Source organism: Psychrobacter sp. FME13 (assembly GCF_014861395.1).
Taxonomy (GTDB): domain Bacteria; phylum Pseudomonadota; class Gammaproteobacteria; order Pseudomonadales; family Moraxellaceae; genus Psychrobacter.
In genome coordinates this window covers 1-19,141 of the sequence record NZ_RRYV01000023.1, presented here as the reverse complement: position 1 = coordinate 19,141, position 19,141 = coordinate 1, and the positions used below count along the sequence as shown (strand labels likewise).

General features: G+C 42.9%; 20 protein-coding genes, 1 pseudogene and 1 other annotated feature. Of the genes and pseudogenes, 19 read left to right on the top strand and 2 right to left on the bottom strand.

Features of this window, described 5'->3' with window-relative positions; genetic code table 11:
• The first annotated feature begins 55 nt into the window (after positions 1–55).
• From EI164_RS05025 to EI164_RS04940, 18 genes are all read left to right on the top strand, one after another.
• On the top strand, positions 56–364 hold the full coding sequence (locus tag EI164_RS05025) for a head-tail connector protein (RefSeq protein WP_225739117.1): 309 nt from the start codon (positions 56–58) through the stop codon (positions 362–364).
• 1 nt (position 365) lies between these two features.
• Positions 366–704, top strand: coding sequence for a head-tail adaptor protein (locus tag EI164_RS05020; RefSeq protein WP_192518893.1), 339 nt, complete (start codon positions 366–368; stop codon positions 702–704).
• 90 nt (positions 705–794) lie between these two features.
• The gene (locus EI164_RS05015) at positions 795–1,157 is read left to right on the top strand and encodes a hypothetical protein (protein WP_192518892.1); all 363 of its coding nucleotides are present in this window, start codon (positions 795–797) and stop codon (positions 1,155–1,157) included.
• A gap of 5 nt (positions 1,158–1,162) precedes the next feature.
• Entirely contained in the window at positions 1,163–1,318 is a 156-nt protein-coding gene (locus EI164_RS05010; RefSeq protein ID WP_192518891.1) for a hypothetical protein, read from the top strand.
• A gap of 140 nt (positions 1,319–1,458) precedes the next feature.
• Positions 1,459–1,845 (top strand): HK97-gp10 family putative phage morphogenesis protein, encoded by a 387-nt coding sequence (locus tag EI164_RS05005; RefSeq protein ID WP_192518890.1) that lies wholly within the window; start codon positions 1,459–1,461, stop codon positions 1,843–1,845.
• A gap of 13 nt (positions 1,846–1,858) precedes the next feature.
• Entirely contained in the window at positions 1,859–2,209 is a 351-nt protein-coding gene (locus tag EI164_RS05000) for a hypothetical protein (RefSeq protein ID WP_192518889.1), read from the top strand.
• Between the two features lie 37 nt (positions 2,210–2,246).
• Entirely contained in the window at positions 2,247–2,681 is a 435-nt protein-coding gene (locus tag EI164_RS04995; RefSeq protein ID WP_192518888.1) for a hypothetical protein, read from the top strand.
• A 96-nt stretch (positions 2,682–2,777) separates the two neighbouring features.
• Complete coding sequence (locus EI164_RS04990; protein ID WP_192518887.1) at positions 2,778–3,131, top strand: hypothetical protein; 354 nt, start codon at positions 2,778–2,780, stop codon at positions 3,129–3,131.
• A 44-nt stretch (positions 3,132–3,175) separates the two neighbouring features.
• On the top strand, positions 3,176–3,499 hold the full coding sequence (locus EI164_RS04985; protein WP_192518886.1) for a hypothetical protein: 324 nt from the start codon (positions 3,176–3,178) through the stop codon (positions 3,497–3,499).
• Between the two features lie 9 nt (positions 3,500–3,508).
• Positions 3,509–6,748, top strand: a complete 3,240-nt coding sequence (locus EI164_RS04980) for a phage tail tape measure protein (RefSeq protein WP_192518885.1) — start codon at positions 3,509–3,511, stop codon at positions 6,746–6,748.
• Positions 6,749–6,751: 3 nt separating this feature from the next.
• Positions 6,752–7,234, top strand: a complete 483-nt coding sequence (locus tag EI164_RS04975; protein ID WP_192518884.1) for a hypothetical protein — start codon at positions 6,752–6,754, stop codon at positions 7,232–7,234.
• Positions 7,234–7,740 (top strand): DUF1833 family protein, encoded by a 507-nt coding sequence (locus EI164_RS04970; RefSeq protein WP_192518883.1) that lies wholly within the window; start codon positions 7,234–7,236, stop codon positions 7,738–7,740. Before EI164_RS04975 ends, EI164_RS04970 begins: the two co-directional genes overlap by 1 nt.
• Positions 7,740–8,090, top strand: coding sequence for a hypothetical protein (locus EI164_RS04965; RefSeq protein ID WP_192518882.1), 351 nt, complete (start codon positions 7,740–7,742; stop codon positions 8,088–8,090). The genes EI164_RS04970 and EI164_RS04965 overlap by 1 nt, the downstream gene beginning before the upstream one ends.
• On the top strand, positions 8,080–10,812 hold the full coding sequence (locus tag EI164_RS04960; protein ID WP_192518881.1) for a host specificity factor TipJ family phage tail protein: 2,733 nt from the start codon (positions 8,080–8,082) through the stop codon (positions 10,810–10,812). Before EI164_RS04965 ends, EI164_RS04960 begins: the two co-directional genes overlap by 11 nt.
• A gap of 57 nt (positions 10,813–10,869) precedes the next feature.
• Positions 10,870–12,804: a sialate O-acetylesterase gene (locus tag EI164_RS04955; RefSeq protein ID WP_192518880.1), complete on the top strand. Its 1,935-nt coding sequence runs from the start codon at positions 10,870–10,872 to the stop codon at positions 12,802–12,804.
• A 14-nt stretch (positions 12,805–12,818) separates the two neighbouring features.
• Positions 12,819–13,568: a hypothetical protein gene (locus EI164_RS04950; protein WP_192518879.1), complete on the top strand. Its 750-nt coding sequence runs from the start codon at positions 12,819–12,821 to the stop codon at positions 13,566–13,568.
• A gap of 51 nt (positions 13,569–13,619) precedes the next feature.
• Positions 13,620–14,012 carry a hypothetical protein gene (locus EI164_RS04945; protein WP_192518878.1) on the top strand — a complete coding sequence of 131 codons (393 nt, stop codon included), beginning with the start codon at positions 13,620–13,622 and terminating at the stop codon, positions 14,010–14,012.
• A gap of 64 nt (positions 14,013–14,076) precedes the next feature.
• Positions 14,077–14,622, top strand: a complete 546-nt coding sequence (locus EI164_RS04940; RefSeq protein WP_192518877.1) for an N-acetylmuramoyl-L-alanine amidase — start codon at positions 14,077–14,079, stop codon at positions 14,620–14,622.
• A gap of 782 nt (positions 14,623–15,404) precedes the next feature.
• Here the strand turns inward: EI164_RS04940 and EI164_RS04935 are convergent.
• Positions 15,405–16,649, bottom strand: a complete 1,245-nt coding sequence (locus tag EI164_RS04935) for a GIY-YIG nuclease family protein (RefSeq protein ID WP_225739116.1) — start codon at positions 16,647–16,649, stop codon at positions 15,405–15,407.
• Positions 16,649–18,577 carry a DEAD/DEAH box helicase gene (locus EI164_RS04930; RefSeq protein WP_192518876.1) on the bottom strand — a complete coding sequence of 643 codons (1,929 nt, stop codon included), beginning with the start codon at positions 18,575–18,577 and terminating at the stop codon, positions 16,649–16,651. Before EI164_RS04930 ends, EI164_RS04935 begins: the two co-directional genes overlap by 1 nt.
• Positions 18,578–18,652: 75 nt before the next feature.
• On the opposite strand from EI164_RS04930, the pseudogene EI164_RS04925 reads away from it, so the two are divergent.
• A pseudogene (locus tag EI164_RS04925) lies at positions 18,653–19,141 on the top strand (transposase); the annotation flags it as partial.
• Positions 18,928–19,044, top strand: a sequence feature (AL1L pseudoknot). It overlaps the preceding pseudogene by 117 nt.

Below are 19,141 nucleotides of genomic sequence, written 5' to 3'. Positions count from 1 at the left end.
TGGTGGAAATTCTGCCAGCGGTCTTTTTTATTCTAACTCAATATAGGCATCATCTATGATCACTGCATCTATCACGCTTGAACAAGCCAAATCGCACCTGCGTGTCACACATGAGATAGATGATACGTATATTGCGTGGCTTATACCTACGTCATTTCAATTAATCGCTGATGAGCTAGATCGTGAGCTAACAGAGGATATCTGCTTAACACCGTCCGGCCAATTATCTGAATCATTAAGACACGCCGCCCTACTTGTCATCGGTGACTTGTACCAAAACCGAGAAGCACAGCAAATTGAGCAGCTGCACATGAACTACGCGCTTGACAGACTGCTTAAAAAATATCGCAAGATGGGAGTATGACATGGCGAAAATCAGCCGAGGTCGGCTTAGTACACCAATTGGTGTCGTGCGAAAAATCACAACGAGAACCAACACTGGCGCCGTTAAGTCTACTAATAGCGTCATGCCACAGACGTGGTGTGAGCTACTACCCATCAGCACTCGGGACTTTGTAGAAGGTCATGCCGCTGGATCGTCAGTAGATGCAAAAATACTTGTCGATACGGCAACGGACATTAAAGCAAGCGATGAGATACAGGTGTTAGATGGTAGTGGCTTTGTTTATGAAGTACTAGGGATAATGCCTGTGCCAAAAGACAATAAAAAAATCGTAGTGTGTCGTACAAAAACAAATAGTTGATTATTTCTAGTTTGTTTCTGTGATTGATAGACTAATGTTTTTACTCGTAATATACTCAGACATTATTTTACTATTAGTCAGGTAATAACAATGAAGCAGACTATCGCAGCATTATCAATAGCTTTATTTCTAACAGCGTGCGGCTCGAGCGAAGTAAAGAATACTGAAACCGAGCCAGAAGAAAAGAAAGTAAATACACTTAGCGGTATACCGAATCTAGGTGATAGATCTGAGGCCGAGTTGCTTACTGACTGTCAGGTTGATATACAAACTAAACTAAATAATCCGCGATCAATGGATATTATCCACAGCAACCTAAAATATAAAAAAGAAACTAATCACGAATTATGGTTCCAGTTTTACGCAAAAAATCAATTCAATGCTGAGTCAAAACACACTGCAATGTGTGAGTTTGACGAAGATGGTAAGCTATTAAGTTCTAAGTATGAGTGAGAACTATGATGTTAAAAATCATAAGATGTGGTATCGACAGCCGGATTGATGAGCTTGAGCAATTAGCTTTAGAAACACATACCGCAACGACTGCCTATGCTTTTATTGACTTAGGTTTAGCATGGAATAGATTGCTTTATAATATATTTAACAATAAATAAAACCATTCAAATATAAGCCTCACGTGCTTATAACATGACGCAATTCTTATCCCTGAACCGTCGCTAACTACGACTAATCGACCGTAACAATAGCCCTATCATCCGATGGGGCTTTTTATTGTCCAAAATAAGGATTCATCGTGAGCGCATCGATCAGAATAGATGGACTGGACCAGCTAGACAGACAGTTTGATAGGTTGATCGACACTTCCAAAAACAAGGTCATGCGAAAAGCACTGAACGCTGGTATCGCACCCATTAAAAAAGAAGCCAAACGCCTCGCTCCCGTCGATAAAGGCGTGCTAAAAAAACAAATCCGATCCAAGCAAATGCGATACACCGCAAAACCTTCAGTTGGTCTGTTTGTCTCAGCCAAAGGCTTTTATTGGTATTTTTTAGAGACAGGGACCAGCAGCATCGCACCTACCCCATTTATCAGACCTGCCGCAGACAGTAAACACGAAGAAGGCGTTGAAAGGTTTAAAGAAGTGCTCAAAGCTGAAATTGATAAAGTCATGATTGGATAAAAAGGCGTAATAAATGAAAGCAAGCGAGGTTATCTATAGCGTCCTAGGCGCATTTTTTGACGATAAAGTCTATCCATTGGTCCGACCAGAGGGCGAAACAGGCACACCGTATCTGGTCTATACCGTACTCAATACCAATGCAACCAATGTCGTAGCAGGATATACAGGTCGAGAATTGGCTTATATGCAGCTAGATGTGTATCACAACGACTATGACGACTGTGAAGACACCACCAATCAAATGATCAATATCCTGAAAGATAACGTAAAGCCGTTTTACTACGACAGCCGTAAATACCTCCACGATGAGAAGTCTGGGTTATACAGACAAAGCATCGAGTGTCATATCTGGCAAACCAATTAAGCAACCCTACCCTACCACCAATAAGAGAGTGATGATTATGGCTATATCCGCTGATGAATTAGTAAATGTGCAGTTTAAATGGAGCATCGCGACTGATGATGTCCCTACGTTCAACCAAGTAGAGTTTTTAAATGAAATGGAGATGCCCAAGCTGACTAAAGTCGTCGTCGATGTCACGCCGACTGATGCCACCTCTACTGTAAACGCAGTGCCCAACTTTAGAGAGACATCAGAAATACCGTTCACCTTGTATTATGTACCGACCGATCCGCAGCACATGGAATTGAAAGCCGCCTACAAAAATTCCACGGTCATTAAAAATAAAATTGAATTTATTGATCCTGCCGCCGCCAGTGAAGGTTACGTGTTTGACGGTATGGTTAAAGAATTTAATCTTATGGCAGAACAAAAAGACATGCTCAAAGTTGAGGGTGTCCTAGTCATCAGTTCAGAAATCACTCAAACACCTTAGTAATCAAATAAACCAGCGTCAACATTAATCAAAAGCGTAGAGCATTAACCAGCTCTGCGCTTTTTCTTTATTTTTAAATCATAAGTGAGCAATCAAATGACCAAACAAGCCTCTAAAAAAGTACTAAGTAAAGCGGATTTCATGCAATTAAAAACCAGCGTAAAAATATTGCCTATCCCTGAACTTGGTGACGTATACATCAAAGTGATGAGTGCTGCTGAGCGTGAGGGATTGGAAGGGCTGATGCAAAAAGAAGTAGAAACAAATGGTGTTCGAGCCACTATCTTTGTCTATTCAGTCTGTGATGCCGATGGCGTCTTAGAGTTTAATGATGACGATATCGAAATGGTCAAAGGCTTCCCCGCAGCCATTGTCTCAAAAGTCTATGACTTCTCAAGCGAGCTCAATGCCCTAAAACCTGAAAATCAAGAAGAAGTCACAAAAAACTAATAGCCCACCCTTTACGTATATTTAAGTTCAGGCTAGCCGCTCATTTGGGCAAAACGGTCGAGTGGATAGAAAACAATATGACCGCGCGTGAGCTGACTGAGTGGCAAGCTTTTAACTTGTACGTAGAGCCATTTGGTGGGGAGTTATTAGACATGCATTTTGCCTCTCTGCGTATGCAAAATTACGCAGGTAAAGACAAGAAAACCATAAAAGATTTTATGTTATATGACCACCGATTGTTAACACCTGAGCAAAAAGAACAAGAAAGACAGCGTGAAAAAAGGCTACAAGCACATAAACAAGTCTCTGCGTTAAGAGATTTCTTAGCATCGAAAGTTAACGAACAAAAAATTGCAAGTAAATCATAGGAGGGTGTCATGGCTTCGGTGCTGAGTAGAATCCAAGTAATCATGGAGGCAAATACTGCCAACTATAATAACGAGCTACGCAAAGCACGAAAAAACAGCAAGTCAGCGTTCAATGATATCAGCACCAATGCCGCCAAAATGGCGCTGGGAGTTGGCGCTGCGCTTGCTGGTATGGGCGCATTATCAATCAAAACAGCCATGTCGTTTGAAAGCTCAATGGCTGAGATTGATAAGACCGTAGAATTTGCAACTAGCAACGGCTTGGCAAATATGCGTAAAGAGTTGCAAGCATTGACCACGCAGATTCCGCAGACTTTTGAAGAATTAGCGGCCGTCACGGCTACTGGCGGTCAGCTGGGCATCGCAGAAAAAGACCTAGTTCACTTTACCGAAGTGATGGCAAAAATGGGTGTCGCTTTTGATCTACCAGCTCAGCAAGTTGCAGATAGCATGGCAAAGATCGCTAATGTATTTCAGATACCAATTGCAAATATTGACCGGCTTGGCGATGCGATTAATACGCTATCCAACAACACTCCTGCTACCGCTGCCCAGCTCATTGATTCACTGCTACGTGTTGGCGGTGTCGCCAAAGTCTATGGACTGTCAGAGGATGCAACATTAGGCTTAACAGGTGCATTGATTGCAATGGGTAAACCAGCTGAGGTTGCATCTACCGCAGTCAACTCACTACTAACATCATTCTCTACATTAGACTATGCGACTAAGTCTCAGTTAATCGGATTTGAGCAGTTAGGATTAAATATTGATGATTTCAGTAAACTGGTCGCAACTGATGGTAAGCAAGCAATTATTACTTATCTTGATGCTATTAATGATCTGGAGGAATCTAAACGCATCGGCACGAACGCCTTAATTATTGGTAAGGAGTTCGGCGATGATATTACCATGCTCGCAGGCAGTGTGGGCGTACTAGAAAATAACTGGGAACTTCTTGGTGAAACGGTCAACTCAACCAAGGATTACTTTGGCTCAATGGATGTCGAGTTTAAGAAAATCAGCGACACAACTGCTAATAAAATGGTCTTATTTAAGAACAACATCGATGGTGTGGTCGCAAGTGTTGGTGAAGCCTTTATACCAGCTTTAAATGAATTACTACTAAACATGACACCTATGGTCGCAACCATAGGCACCTGGGCATCTGCTAATCCTGAATTAATTCAACAAATCACACTCATTGGCGGCTCTTTAATTGCTACAGCAGTTGGCTTAAAGCTTGCTGTTGATGGTTTTACAGCCGCGAAGACTACAATTGACGGTTTGAAATTGGCTTATGTCGCTCTAGCTGGTCCAATGGGACTAACTATCATTGCATTAGGCGCTTTAGTTGCGGCTGGTGTGCTTGTCTATCAACATTGGGAAACCATAAAGCAGACTATTAGCGAAAACAAAGCCTTATTTATGGTACTTGGTGGCGTTGTAGGCGGTGTATCTGCAATATTATTAATTCACAATGCTGCGCTTATAGCCAGCTCTATTGCTGCGACTGCTGCTTCCGTTTCTACAGCCGTAATGACAGCTGCCACAGTGACATGGAGCGCGATCAGCACTGTGGCTGCCACTGCAACATGGGCATTTGGCGCTGCGCTTGCTGCTGTCACTAGTCCTATTGGTATTCTTGTTGTCGCTGTTGCAGGTTTGATAGCTATTGGCGTTGCTCTGTACAAAAATTGGGATGAGATAAACGCATGGGCTAACACTAAATGGGCTGCTATTACAGCTTCGATAAAATCTAGTCTTGAATCTGCAAAACAAGCAGTAAGCAATGCATGGAATAATATTAAGACAAACACAGTAACAGCATTTAATAGTATCCGTTTAAGTATCACAACTGCATTAAGTCAATTACCTAGCAAAATGCTGACAATCGGCAAGCAAATTATAAATGGCTTAATTAACGGCATAAAAGCAGGCGCAAGTGGTGTCGCTAGTGCAATCGGTAACATGGCATCAAGTGCTGTCGCTAAAGCTAAGAGCGTTCTTAACATCCGTTCACCATCTCGTGTCATGAAAACAGTTGGAGAACAGACTGCGGAAGGCATGGCCGTTGGCATAAAGAAAGGTGCTAAGGCGGTCGTCACCGAAGCTCAGCGAATGGCCGAGCAAGCGGCCAAAGCTGTTGAAGACGGTATTGATAGCTTTAGAAAACGCATTGCTTTATTTGGCAACACTAGTGAACTATCTTCCCTAATGTACGATATCAACGCTGGCAAATTTAAAGGCGCTAGTCAGGCTCGTATTAATGAATGGGTTAAACAAGCCGAGGCGTTGCAACAACTAGAATCACAACTGAAAGCTACTAATGCACTAAAAGAAAGGTTTGATAAATGGCAAGATGAACGCGATAAAATGCGTAGTAAGGCGACTGATTTAATATCTGGTAGAGCCGCACAGTACCAAGCTGATAAAAAATCTATCGGTGTGGATTTTGACGGCTTAGACGTAAATGGCCCTCAGACTGAAGCGGAAAAATTGCGCGCTGCATACGATAAAAAAATGGCTATTGTTGATAAGTATGAGCAGACGCATACAGACAAAAAAGCACAGGCTGAAAAAGCACGTTTAGCCTTGACAGAGAACTTCAATCAGTCGTCCAAAGATTTGGAACTGCAACGGCAAGCCGCTAATCTAGGCAGCATCACCGCCCTATTTGGAATGGCTTTAGGAGAGACTAGCAAAGGCTATAAAGGCATGTTCTTGATTCAAAAAGCCTTTGATTTTGCCAGTGCGCAATCTGCCAGTTTTACCGCGATCGCAAAAGCATGGGGGTCAGCCCCATTCCCTGCCAATATACCTGCCGTTGCTACTACTACGTTGCAAACAGGTATCATACCTGCCGCCATTCAAGCTCTAAACCCGAAAGGTTTTATGAAAGGCGGTTATACGGGCGACTATCCTACCAATATGCCAGTTGGGCCCGTCCACGGTAAAGAATTTGTTGCACATGCAGCCGCGACTACAAAATATCGATCAGAACTTGAATCGATGAATAACGGTACGTATGAGAGCAATAAACGCAATCAGGGTGTCATTATTTATATGACAAATAATGCTCCAGTAGATGTGGCCACCAATGTCAATAACGATGGCAGTATCGAAATGCGTATCGATAAACGGCTAGACCAGCGTCTACCACAAGCGATGGCACAACAAATCAACGACCCCTACAGCACAACCAATCAGGCACTCAGAAATAACTATCACTTGCAGCGAAAATTAGGATAAATCATGGCAGACATACCAAAGTTCATGCTAAAACCGCTGCGTGATGGTTACTCCTTCAGTCTTTCGCGTAATGTTGCTAGCACCGAAACCATCGTTGGCTTGCCACGTGAACGTAAAGATAGTGTGGGGAAAGTGCATCGAGCTAACGTCACTTATAAATGTGTCCGCTCACAGTGGCAGTACTTCTTAGCCTTCACACGCGCTTACGAGGGGCTGCCATTTTTAGCATATCTACTATTAGATGACGTTGATCACAAGTGGTATGAGTGCCGCATTGTTGGTGACTCTATGCCAGTACAACCACTTGGCGACCAGATATTTACCGTTCAGTTGTCACTGGTTGCTAAGCCCATCAAATATGATCTCGACAACGATATTTTAATCTCAACCTTATATCAAATGACAGAAGGTCAAATCGAACTTTACTTCCAAAAGTTGGCAAAACTTGTTAACGAAGATCTACCAGATGCATTAGGAGGTCTGTAATGGCGACAATCAAAGAAATGGAGTATTGGTTGCGCGGCCGCCATGACGATGTACGCCTTGAATGTATCGAAATCAAGCATCCATCTTTCAGCCGAGACTATCGTTTTGTGCGCAATCATGCTGATGGTGTGCGCGTGCGCTACGAAGATAAAGTCTACCGTGACTATGAACCATTACCACTCACGATCCGCGCAGGTCAGTCAGCCGACAATTTACAACAAAGCTTTACCATTGGCATCGGTGATGTCGGTGAGATCATGCCTTTTGAGATTGATCGTTTGCGCCGTGGCCAACACTCAACAACACGGCCAACGCTTAATTATCGTGTGTATCTAACGAGTGACTTAACCGAACCAATGACCAGCGTGCGCGGCTTAGAAATAACCGACAATCAGCCGCAGAAGCGTGGCGCTGTCTTCAAGTGCCAAGCGAAGCAGCTGAATAAAACCAGTACTGGCGTCATATTTACTATTGACTTGGTTCCGACATTGCGAGGCGCTAGCTAATGCTTGTTTTATCTGACTACGACAATAAGCGGTATGACGATGACAATTATAACTGCCTACATTTTGCCGTTGATGTCTATCGCGATATTACCGGCCGTGATATGGGCGTCTATGTTGCCGACCTGATGACTGGACGCACCAAACGCAAAGTTAATACTGCAAAGCTCAAAGAGTTTGCCCCGCTCGATAACCCTATCGACCCGTGCTTGGTGTTGATGCATGGCAAAGAGCTACACGCAGGTATTTACCATCAGGCTAAAATTATACATATGACTGAATCGGGACCGCAGTGTGTACCACCACATATTGCAGCGCTAAAACACGGACGGATAAAATATTATGCACTCTAATATCGAACTGATCGTTGTCCGCAATCCCATGTCTTACGCCTGCGACAATTCTGACTGCAAAATCGTGCGCGGTGAAGATTTGTTTGAGCTTGTTACTGGCATTTACCCAAAAGGACAGCCACCAAACACCTACTGGTATCACGAAACCTGGGACACTGACTTTGATGTGACACCCAATACACCTGACGATATCATTGCATTAAATGATAAAGGCGGGACTATCTATGTCGTCACTTATCCTGCTGGGCCTGAGACATGGATACCGATATTAGTATCAGCATTTATTACAGTTGCGGCTGTTCTGTTAATGCCCGTGCCTGTGGTGCCGACCGGCTCAACCAATGCGCCGCCCAGCCCTAATAATGCTTTGGCGCAGCGCACTAATCGGCTCAGGCAAGGCGGCCGAGTTGCAGAAATTTACGGTCAGGTATGGTCTGTACCTGACAGAGTTGCAACCACTTATACTGTCTATATCAATAACCGCGCCATCGAGATGTCTTACATGTGGATTGGCCGTGGCTGGTATTTAGTCACAGCAGCTTTAGATGACACTACACCGCTGGACCAAGTCTTTGGCAGCGGTGTTTTGGTCTTTGATGCAAACAGTACACTTGACGATACACCCGCATATCAGTTTGGCAGTGCATTTACCCCAGACGAAGCAGCCTTATCCCGTCTCGCAACCAAACGCTATACTTCAGTCAACGGGCAACTACTACCGCCTACTGATAACTATCTGACATTAGACAAAGCCGTCTTTAGAGCCGGTGGCATCATAGAGCAATCAGGCTTTAACTTTGTCAGTCAGTTCAAAGTGGGAGATGCGATCACCATTGTGCAGACAAATCCTGCTGAATCCGCCAACGGCATTACTGACCCAGTAGATCAAGGCGATCCACCGGCTAACCCACCTATTGTCGGTCCAGTGACTACCTATAGTTTAAGCGGTGTCTATACCATCAGCGACCTAACAGAAGCGCAGATCACATTATCAAACCCAGCGAGCATCAACCCAGACTGGCAAAAGCTTGCTGACAACGCAGATTACACGGTTGAGATAGAGGCAACCGCCAGCACACAATCGGACAGCTTGTGGCAGGGCTGGTTTTACACGAGCGAAAAAGACCATGAGTTCGTGATGGTTAATTTTTTATCATCAGGCGGGCTTTATATCACCGATGGTCAGACGTTTGAACCCATCGGCATTGAAGTCGAAATTGAGTCAGAAATTATTGATAGTGCAAATAATCCAGTACCAGGAACGCTGCAAATCGATACGCATATTATATATGGCTCTAAATACACGGATTATGCAAACAATGGTGGATTAGGCGTTTGGCGCGATGGCAACCATTGGTGGTCAGGCGCTCATGTCAGCAACACCGATGCTGCGCAGACTGCCGCCAGTACAATCAAGATTGAAAATGCAAACATGGCGACAGGCAAAAGACTGCGCTGGCGCTCACGCCGCAAGCATGGTCGGGTTATAACATCTAAAGGCTTCAGTGTTGTGCAAGATATTCGCGTAGCAGACTTCTATGGCGCAAGGCTGATGACTGCTGCCGATGCTGCACCAGGGTTTACCAAAATATATAGTAAAGCCGCCGCAACTGAAGGCGCACTGTCGCTCAAAGAGCGTAAGCTTACTGTGCTATCGCAGCGTCTTGAGCGTGACTGGCAAAATAATGATGCACTTATCCCATCCAAGCGTATTGATGACATCATATATGACATTGCTACTGACCCAGTAACCAGCAATATGACTGCTGATGACTTGGATATGGTGCAAATAAAGGCCGAAGTTGACGCGCAGATTGCTTACTTTGGCACTGATTTGTGTGCTCAGTTCTGCGGAACGTTTGATAGTAAGGACATTACAACTGAAGAGATGATACAGACGGTTGCGATGGCAGGATTTTTTACCGCTTATCGCATTAACAATAAAGTCTGTCTGCACTTTGAGCGTCCTGAGCCTTACCCAGTTGCGACATTTAACAGTCACAGTATTACGCCAGACAGCTTTGAGTATAGTGAGACATTTGGACCACGTGACGGCTTTGACGGCGTCGAAGTGACATATACCGACCCCGTGGACGACGCGAAAGTTACACTGCGTTATCCCGATGACGGATCTGCAACCAACTTTGACACCAAAAATAAAGATCTGGTCGGTGTGCGCAATAAAGTTCAAGCGCATATGCACATGATGCGCCGGCACTGGAAAAATCAACACGCTTATAAGACGTGTTCTTTTACCGCAGCCGATGAGTCAGGATTTGTGATACCAACGAACCAAATCAATGTCGCCGATCAGAACCGCGCAGACACGCAGCAAGGCGCAGTTGAGGCCTTGCAAGTTAACAGCGCTGGTCAGTTCGTTTTGACATTATCAAGCACCGCCAATTTTGGTGATAAAGCTCAGGCGACTGTGTTTGTACAAACCGTTGCCGGTATCGTTGACAATATCCGCTGTACGCCAAGTACCAATCCTAATGAAGTGATACTGACCCGCGCGCCATCACAACCCATCAGTACCTCTTGGGATGCAGTGGTGCGCGCTACTTATCAATTAGTATTGCATGATGACCTTGACCGCGATAACTATATCGTGACGACCAAAGATCCCGGCGATAATCCAATGTCTCATCGTCTGTCGTGCATCAACTATAGCGACAAGTACTATCCAAACGACAAAGACTTTATAAACGGCTTGATAGCCTAAATTGAATTAAACAATGCCCACCCTAATCCGGTGGGCTTTTTTGTGGGAGCTTTAAAAATGGCAGAGCGGATTACATTAAACAAGCTAACCGACGCAAGTCTTGATGCTGACACGCTGGGCGAATTTGCGAATGAAGATAAGATGGTTGTAAGTCGATTGGGTGCAGAGTATGCGTCAGCGCCAATGGCATCAAGAATGGTGGTGGAAAACGGGTTACTTGGTGCAACACCTTTTATGACATACGATTTAATGTCTGCTAGCGTATTAACTGATGGTGATTACGCGGTTGTTAGTAACGACCCGACGCTTAATCGCAATGGTATTTACGAGAAAATATCTGGCGCATGGGTTTACAGTAAGTACAACAATTTTGTGGGCACTAAGATTGAATCGCAAATAACAGGCTTGCCAATACTAGCAAAAAACAGTGCCGCCTTTGAGCTTGGTAATAATAATCTCAATCTGCAATGGGGTGTTATTGATGGAGAAAATCAGGTTGGCGTTGGTCTTGATAATTACGCAAACCTTATTACTACTGGCGGTAAGTTTGAATCGCTAGTTGGTAATGATAAAAGTTACAGTTATGCGGTGCTAGATGCAGACGGCAACATAGGATTTGGTGTTAAAAAAGACGGTACTTTTGACACACCAAACAACAAACCAAGTGGCAGCGTAGCTGTTGACAATGGCGATATTTACTACATCAACGGCAACAACTCCAAGCAATTAACAAGCGATGGGGTCAATCAAGCGCCTAGTTTTTTAAATAGTAAGTCAGCCAAGTTTGTATCAAACAAGCGCGGTTCGCTTGCCGAGTATGCGGTTGATATAGATGGCACTAACGAGCGATTGCTATACGCAAATAAACGCAAATATGAGCAAGTTATCACAACGGGTCAAAGCTTAGCGCAGGGTGGTGCTAACGTAGCAATCACGACTACCGCACCATATCCTGATAATGCTTTTAAGTTTACCAACAGTCCTATCGGCTCAAACTCTGAGAGCGTTACGCCTTACATCAAGCCACTAGCTGAGGCGGTGCGTGAAACTATCAGTACAGGCTTCGCTAAGAAACTACTGTCGGTTGCTATAGACCGAACGTTGTTAATGAGTGGTCAGGCATGGGGTGGTAAATCTTACGCTCAAATTAAAAAAGGTGGCGAGTCAGGCGTTTACGAAAAAATCATTAAGCAAGCTCAGTATGCTGCAAACTTAGATGGTGGCAGCAACGTCCATGCCGTGTTTATGATCCACGGCGAGCAAGACGGTGCAGAAGGAAACACCAGTTACGATGCAAACCTACGTGAGCTGCTAAACGATTATAACGCAGACATTAAGGCAGTAAACGGTCAAACAGACAATGTCGTCATGCTACTTTGTCAAGTGTCCTCAATGTCAGGCTATAAAACAGAAGCAACGCGCAGTACGTTTGTCACACCATTTTTGCAACTAAAAGCCACGCAAGACAATGATGATATGTTTTTAGTTTGTCCTAAATACTTTTTCGACTATGTTGACCATGCCCATATCAACGCAGAAGCTACGCGCACCCTGGGCGAGTATTATGCAAAAGTCTATCGTCAAGCGGTCATTGAAGGTAAACCGTGGAAACCATTACAGCCCAACAATATCACAAGTGTAGCAAGTACAATAGTCATTGATTTTGACGTACCTAAACCACCATTAGTTATTGATACTGTCAAAGTTTTAGAAGGGGCTGATAACTTACATAAGGGTTTTGTGCTCAAAAATTCAGGGGCAGTGACTATCACTGATGTTGCCAAAACAGGTGATGCGCAAGTAACTATCACACTGTCCACCCCAGTGCCGACAGGTGCTATTTTGACCTACGCTTTTGACAACGGTACATATCAAAAAACAGGTAGAGAGCAAGGCGCGCGTGGCAACATCAGGGATAGCGACAACACGCTATCAGCTTATACATCGCAACCATTACAAAACTGGTGCGTAACTTTTAAACATAATTTTTAATTTGGGAGATAGCAATGGGTCAGATAGTCAGATTAAACGAATCATTCAGCGGTGCAGGTTTGCAGAAATTGGTTAGCTACGACACAAGCAAGATACGTGACGAGCTTTTAAAAATTACTACGTTGCGTGGGTTTTATGATTTAACTGATACTAGCAATATGACGTTAAGCGGCGCCAGTGTCACGCAAGTTAATGATTTAAGCGCAAACGCACTGCATTTTAAACAAGCAGTCACAGCATCAGCACCTACCTTTAATGCTGCTGCATTTGGTGGCGCAGGTGGGTTAGCTTTTAACGGCTCGCAGTGGTTGCAAGCCGTAAACTTATTTAGCGGCTCAAAAATTAGAACCATCGTACTGTTCTTTCGAGCTAAAAAATCAGGAACTTTGATATTACTTAGCCGCGCTGCCGACACGTATGAAAACGCATATATTGGTGATACACATATCAGCGTAATCTCAGGCTTTGGGCGTATTGATACTGACATACAAAGCTATAAAAATATTAATTATATTGGTGCGTATGACGCTACGACAGGGCAGGCAAAGGTGTACGCGAATGAGCTATCTAGCACCAATAACGACCCATTTACGATAAGCAGAGTGGCGGCTGGTGCAGTCAACCTCGGTCGCTGGTCAGACGCAAATGAGGCGTCAAAGTTTGTCGGTGATATTGGGCACGTAATGGTTTTTGACGAGGATTTGAGCAAAAACGCTGCTGTGCGTAATTTGATTGCCGAATACTCAATGCGTAAGTATCAATAAAACAAACCCATTAATCGGGGTTTTTTATTATCAAAAATTTGAGGAGAGGCAATGCCAAATAACACCCCTTTTTGGGACATAATCTTACTAAAGCTTTTGGTGTTTCTGCCCAAAGTTTTTGCAGCTGTCATTGGCGCCATTCTTGGTCTGATGCTAAGCGGCGACATTGGCAGGGACGGTAGGATGCAAGTCAATATTTCAGTCATCATTAAGTTTACGATCGCTGTTACGATCAGTCTGTATGGCGGCGCGGCATCTATCGAATATTACGAATTGCAAAACTACAGCGTTATGACTCATGGTTTTGTCATGCTTATGTGGGCAGTATTCGGGATGCTTGCAATCGGCATTGTTTATCAAGCTATAGCATTGTGGCAGGGCAAGACGCTTGCTGAGGTGATAAAAGAAGTTAAAGATGCAGCGTTTGCAATCTTTGGTAAATAATAATCAGCATTAAATACAGCCTCTATTTAGAGGCTTTTTTAATGTCTAAAATAAGGTAAATATCATGGCTAAAGTAGTAATCACCGCCGGTCATAGCAATACTGACCCAGGCGCAGTAAACGGCAACATCACCGAGGCAGAAATCACAACTGATATGCGCAATATCGTCGCGTACTGCTTAAAAGACTTAGGCATTGACGTTGTCACAGATGGGCGTGGTAATGAAAATCAAACATTGCGCCAAGCGATTAAGCTTATCAAACAAGGTGAAGTCGCTATTGAGTTTCACTGCAATGCTTTTCACTTGCAAACCGCTGGTGGCGTTGAGGCATTGGCACAACCAAAGGACAAGGCAATCTGCCAAAAACTATGCGAGGCAGTCAGCGATGTGATGGGCATTCCCGTGCGTGGTCCTGCTGGCGGCTTTAAACCAGAAAATAGCGGCCAACATTCACGACTAGGCTATGTACGTGAAGGTGGTATAATTTTAGAGTTGTTTTTCATCTCTAATCCAAAAGAGCTTGCCATGTACCAGGCTAAGAAATGGCTGATTGCGCGTGAGATTGCAGACGTCATTGCTGAGCATGTTGGGGTTGGCTGTAAAGCCTAATCTGCTATAGTTTTGGGAAGTGATGTTTAAGTTGTGACATGATTCTTGACATCCTATCGTCATACGCTATCACATCTAATCACATTGTGTTATCGTAAGTCATTGATTTTAATAAGCCCTAGTTTGATAGCGTGTGATAGAATGTGATGTAATCGGGTTCAACTCCCGCCATCGCAGCGAACCATATTACCCTGAATACAAAGCGTAAAATTTGACGCAGTTTTTGACGCAGTTCGCAGTAAGTCAGTTTAAATCAATCAAAACCGTTTATCATAAATATATGATTTAATTATATTTATTCTTAACTGATTTATATTAAGCTATATCAAAAAGAGTTCGAGTCTCTCCAGCCCCACCATTTTCGGATAGTGATAAAAGTTCTCAAACCTATACTAGACCTGCTTTCGAGCAGGTTTTTTTATGTCTGCAATTTGAGTCTAATCCCACGATGGGATAGATCGTGGGATAGTATAATTTGCAATAATATCCTGAGAGTCTTACTTTACGTGCATTTGGCAGGTTTTTTATAACTTTAGATCTTACTGTGCCGTGGGATAGAAATAGTTTTTTACCTATATTTTCTCAAGTAAATTTTACGAAAAACATCTCACTGAATTTAACAAATAAAACAGCCATACAAACTATAGCTTATATGGCTGCTTCATTATGCTGTGTAGAATAGTTTGCTCTAACTTTAAATTCTGCACTGTAGGTTCTGATCTTCTTGGTATAGTAAACTCAAATTTATACGCTTAGTTTATCAAGTTAGTTGTACGGTTTCTTCAGCATAGCTCTATCTTCTTAGTAGTCGAGTTATACCTATAATTTACAATCTGCCCGCTCACTATCAAATCAATCGCTGTGTTTATCTGCTCTAAAGGCACACTGAACCATTCTCTAGGTTTGCACATATTACCTTGCAAATCTGCAACTTCAACATCGATACAAACATCTTTAAATACGGTATGTACTAAGTTTTCAAACTTTTGCGTATTCATGTTATAGCACTCATAGCTGGCAACAACTTCGACTGGAGCCATTAAATAAGTAGGCTCATTGGCAGCATTTGCAATACGCTTTTTAACTGGTGTGCGTGAATAGCCTATTTTAAATAGATTGGGTATGGCTTGGATGCGAGAGTCTTGGCTTTGACTGCTTAAAATATAAATAAAGCCAGCCGACTCATCATCCTCGTTGATATTTTTGATATCAGCAAAATACTCACCAACAGGAGAGACTATTTTACCGTCAGCATAAAGGGCCTTAGCAAGAGAGCGGTAAAGCATATTTGATTCTGTGCCATTTTCAAATATACAGCGTGTTCTTCCGTCCTTTCTAAACCGTTTACCGTTTACTGTTTTTGCGTCACTACTAAACTCTACTTCCTCTAGATAAAGCAATACGCCACTCAAGATATAAAACTCACCAACTACTAAGTTTTCACCTTTATCATTAAACTCAATAATCTTACGTTGACCACTGTTGAGCTGTTGCTGAACAATAGGAAACAAGTCTTTATATTTATCAAAATCCTTACATGATTTACGGCGAGCGACAAAGTCAGTCTCAGCACGTTTATCTGCCTTAATATGCTTGATGTTAAAAATACTCTGATCAGAGTCACCGAGTAAGCCAAAATCATCATCTTCAAAGATATCTTCAAATGAATTGATCTCTCTTTCAACCAGTTCAGGTTCTTGTGCAGTGACTTCATGCGTAAGTGGTAACAGGTTAAATTCATCAAAATCCACTAAAGCACGGCACTGCTCATCGTTGTTCTTAATAGACTCTAAACGCTTGAACAGCATAAGCTCACTAATATTTGCCATATTATTTTCAGGTAAACGCTTATTAGTGTTGTAAAAGTCGCTTATCTCTTGGAATTTAGCGACTAAGTGCTCATCTGCTGTAGGTACCCGCGACTTTGCTTTAATCGTCGTAAGCCCTAAGTCATCATCACTATCAATGAAGCTTAGCCAATCATCTAACTCCATAGACTTTATCACTTGCCACTCTTCATTTCTCATTATGCAGGCACTCTCTTGCGTTTTTGTTGCTTAATATAAATGACACATTCAGCAAGTCTTTTTTCATTGAAATCTGAGCTATTCAAATCAGGCTCACGACCCTTTTCATGCACAAATTGCTTAACTTTAGGCCACAGTAATTTAGCCTCTTCAAAGTCCATTTGAATACGAGTGGTTTCAATAGATTCTTGGATGAGCTTAAGCACATCTGTCGTGATGGATTTTGAAAGTATTTCAAATGCTTTTTGAAAAGGATTGATCTGATCAATCAAGTCAATATGTAGCTCATCAATATTGATAAACTTGTCGGCCATACGAATAAACTTCTTACCGCCTTGCTCGGTTACTTCTGCTGAGCTTATTGCACAATCGACTACCACTTGCTGCCTTACCTCTTCAACTTCAGCTTCAGTCAAATCAGGATATTTACGCTGAATTATTTTCGGTATAAGGATCTTATTCACTACTTCAGGATCGATCTTACCTGCCGAAGCTGCAATGACCTTATCATCTTGCAAGATAGCGGCTTTCAGATCAGCCAAATCAGACTCTATGATAGCTTTAGTGCGCTTGGTGCTAGGTTCTTTAAAACCACCTATTTTCATTGTTCCTGGTGGCGTCGGTTCAAAATCACCATCTTTTTTTGTTTTGAACTTAAAATTAGGGGCAAGCACTTGTTCCATTAATAGAGAGCCAGTGATAGCTTTAAGCATATTATTTACAGCAATAGTCACGTTGTCGTTTGCAGCGTCAGGTTGAGCGATAAGGTTAGTGAATTGGGCGTGGCTTTTATTTTCGCTATCTCGAGTACAACGACCAATAATTTGAATAATTTCAGTCAGTGAACTTCTATATCCAACAGTAAGTGCGTGCTCGCACCACTCCCAGTCAAAACCCTCTTTTGCCATACCCAAAGCAATAATGATATCCATATCGTCTACGTGATTCATATTACGTAAATAATTTTGGATAATATCTCGGTCGTTTTCTTCGACTAAATCTGCGACCTTAATGACCGTTCCATCAGGCCTTGTTACAGGAATAACGCCTGTTTCAGGGTCCCTCTTTCCTGCCTCACCCAGCACTTCAAGAATAGCATCTACCTCATCATATTTTTCTTTGGTTGATTCACCCGAGTTGACGTTTGGTATATGAATAATGGTTTTTTTGCCATAATTCTCTTCTGAGTTGAGCACTTCATGAATGACATCAGTATAGCGACCCTGATAAAAGTGATAGCCAATACCAAGTGACTTTAGATAGTTATAACCATTGAGCTGCTCATAATAGTTAAAAGAAACCTTATCAAACTGAGCTTCATCTTCAGGTGTCAGCACAGGGATGCTATCGCCACGGAAGTATGAGCCTGTCATAGCGACGATATGGGCATTGGTATTTGCCATGATGCTACGCAACACACCACCTAAGACGTTATCGCCATCGGCAGACACATGATGAAATTCGTCAATAGCGAGCAAACAGTCATTAAACACGCTATCTTCTATTTCCTGAAAGGCAAAACGTAAGGTAGCGTGTGTACAAATCAATATCTCGTCATCGCTTGCCATAAAACGCTTAAACGCTTTGACCTTACTGCTTTCACCACCAGGAATGCATAGATTGTTGTTATCATCAATCTCCCAATCACAAAAGAAACCATACTTACTTAATTCTGTAGAGCTAAACGACCCGCCAATAGATCGCTCTGGCACCGCTACAATGGCTTTTTTAATGCCTTGATTATGTAGCTTATCCAGTGCCAAGAACATGAGCGCGCGTGATTTACCTGATGCAGGCGGCGCTTTTAGCAATAGGTATTGGCTACCTCTAGCAGCATAGGCTCGTGCTTGCATTGATCGCATACCCATAGAGTTTTCGTTTGAGCTAGCGCCTGTTTGAGCGTATTCGAAATGTATTAAATTAGGCACTTTGACATCCTGTTATTTTTTATACTGAACCGCCCCGAGATTGTCGGAGACTCAACTTTCTGAGAGAATACGACAATGAAAACACGAAACTATACCCCTGAAATGAAAGAGCGCGCCGTCCGTATGCTAATTGAAGCTAAAGACGACTACCCATCCACCTGGTCAGCCATCAAAGCCATAGCGCCAAAGATAGGTTGCACGCCTGAGACCCTACGATCATGGCATAAAAAGCACATTGATAAAACCATTCCTGCAAACATTCAAGCTCAAAGCCAAGCCGAGCGTATCAAAGAGCTTGAACGTGAGAACAGAGAGTTAAAGCAAGCCAATGAAATTATAAAGAAAGCTGCTGCTTTTTTCGCCCAGGCGGAGACGGGCCGCAAACCCAAGTAATGGTTGATTTTATAGATGACCACAAACCACAATATGGAGTCGAGCCAATCTGTAGAGTACTACCGATTGCTCCATCCACATACTATCGTGCCAAAGAGCTAGAATTCAGTCCTGAAAAGCGTTCACAGCGTAGTCAGCATGACGATTTCTATCTTAATGAGATTAAACGTA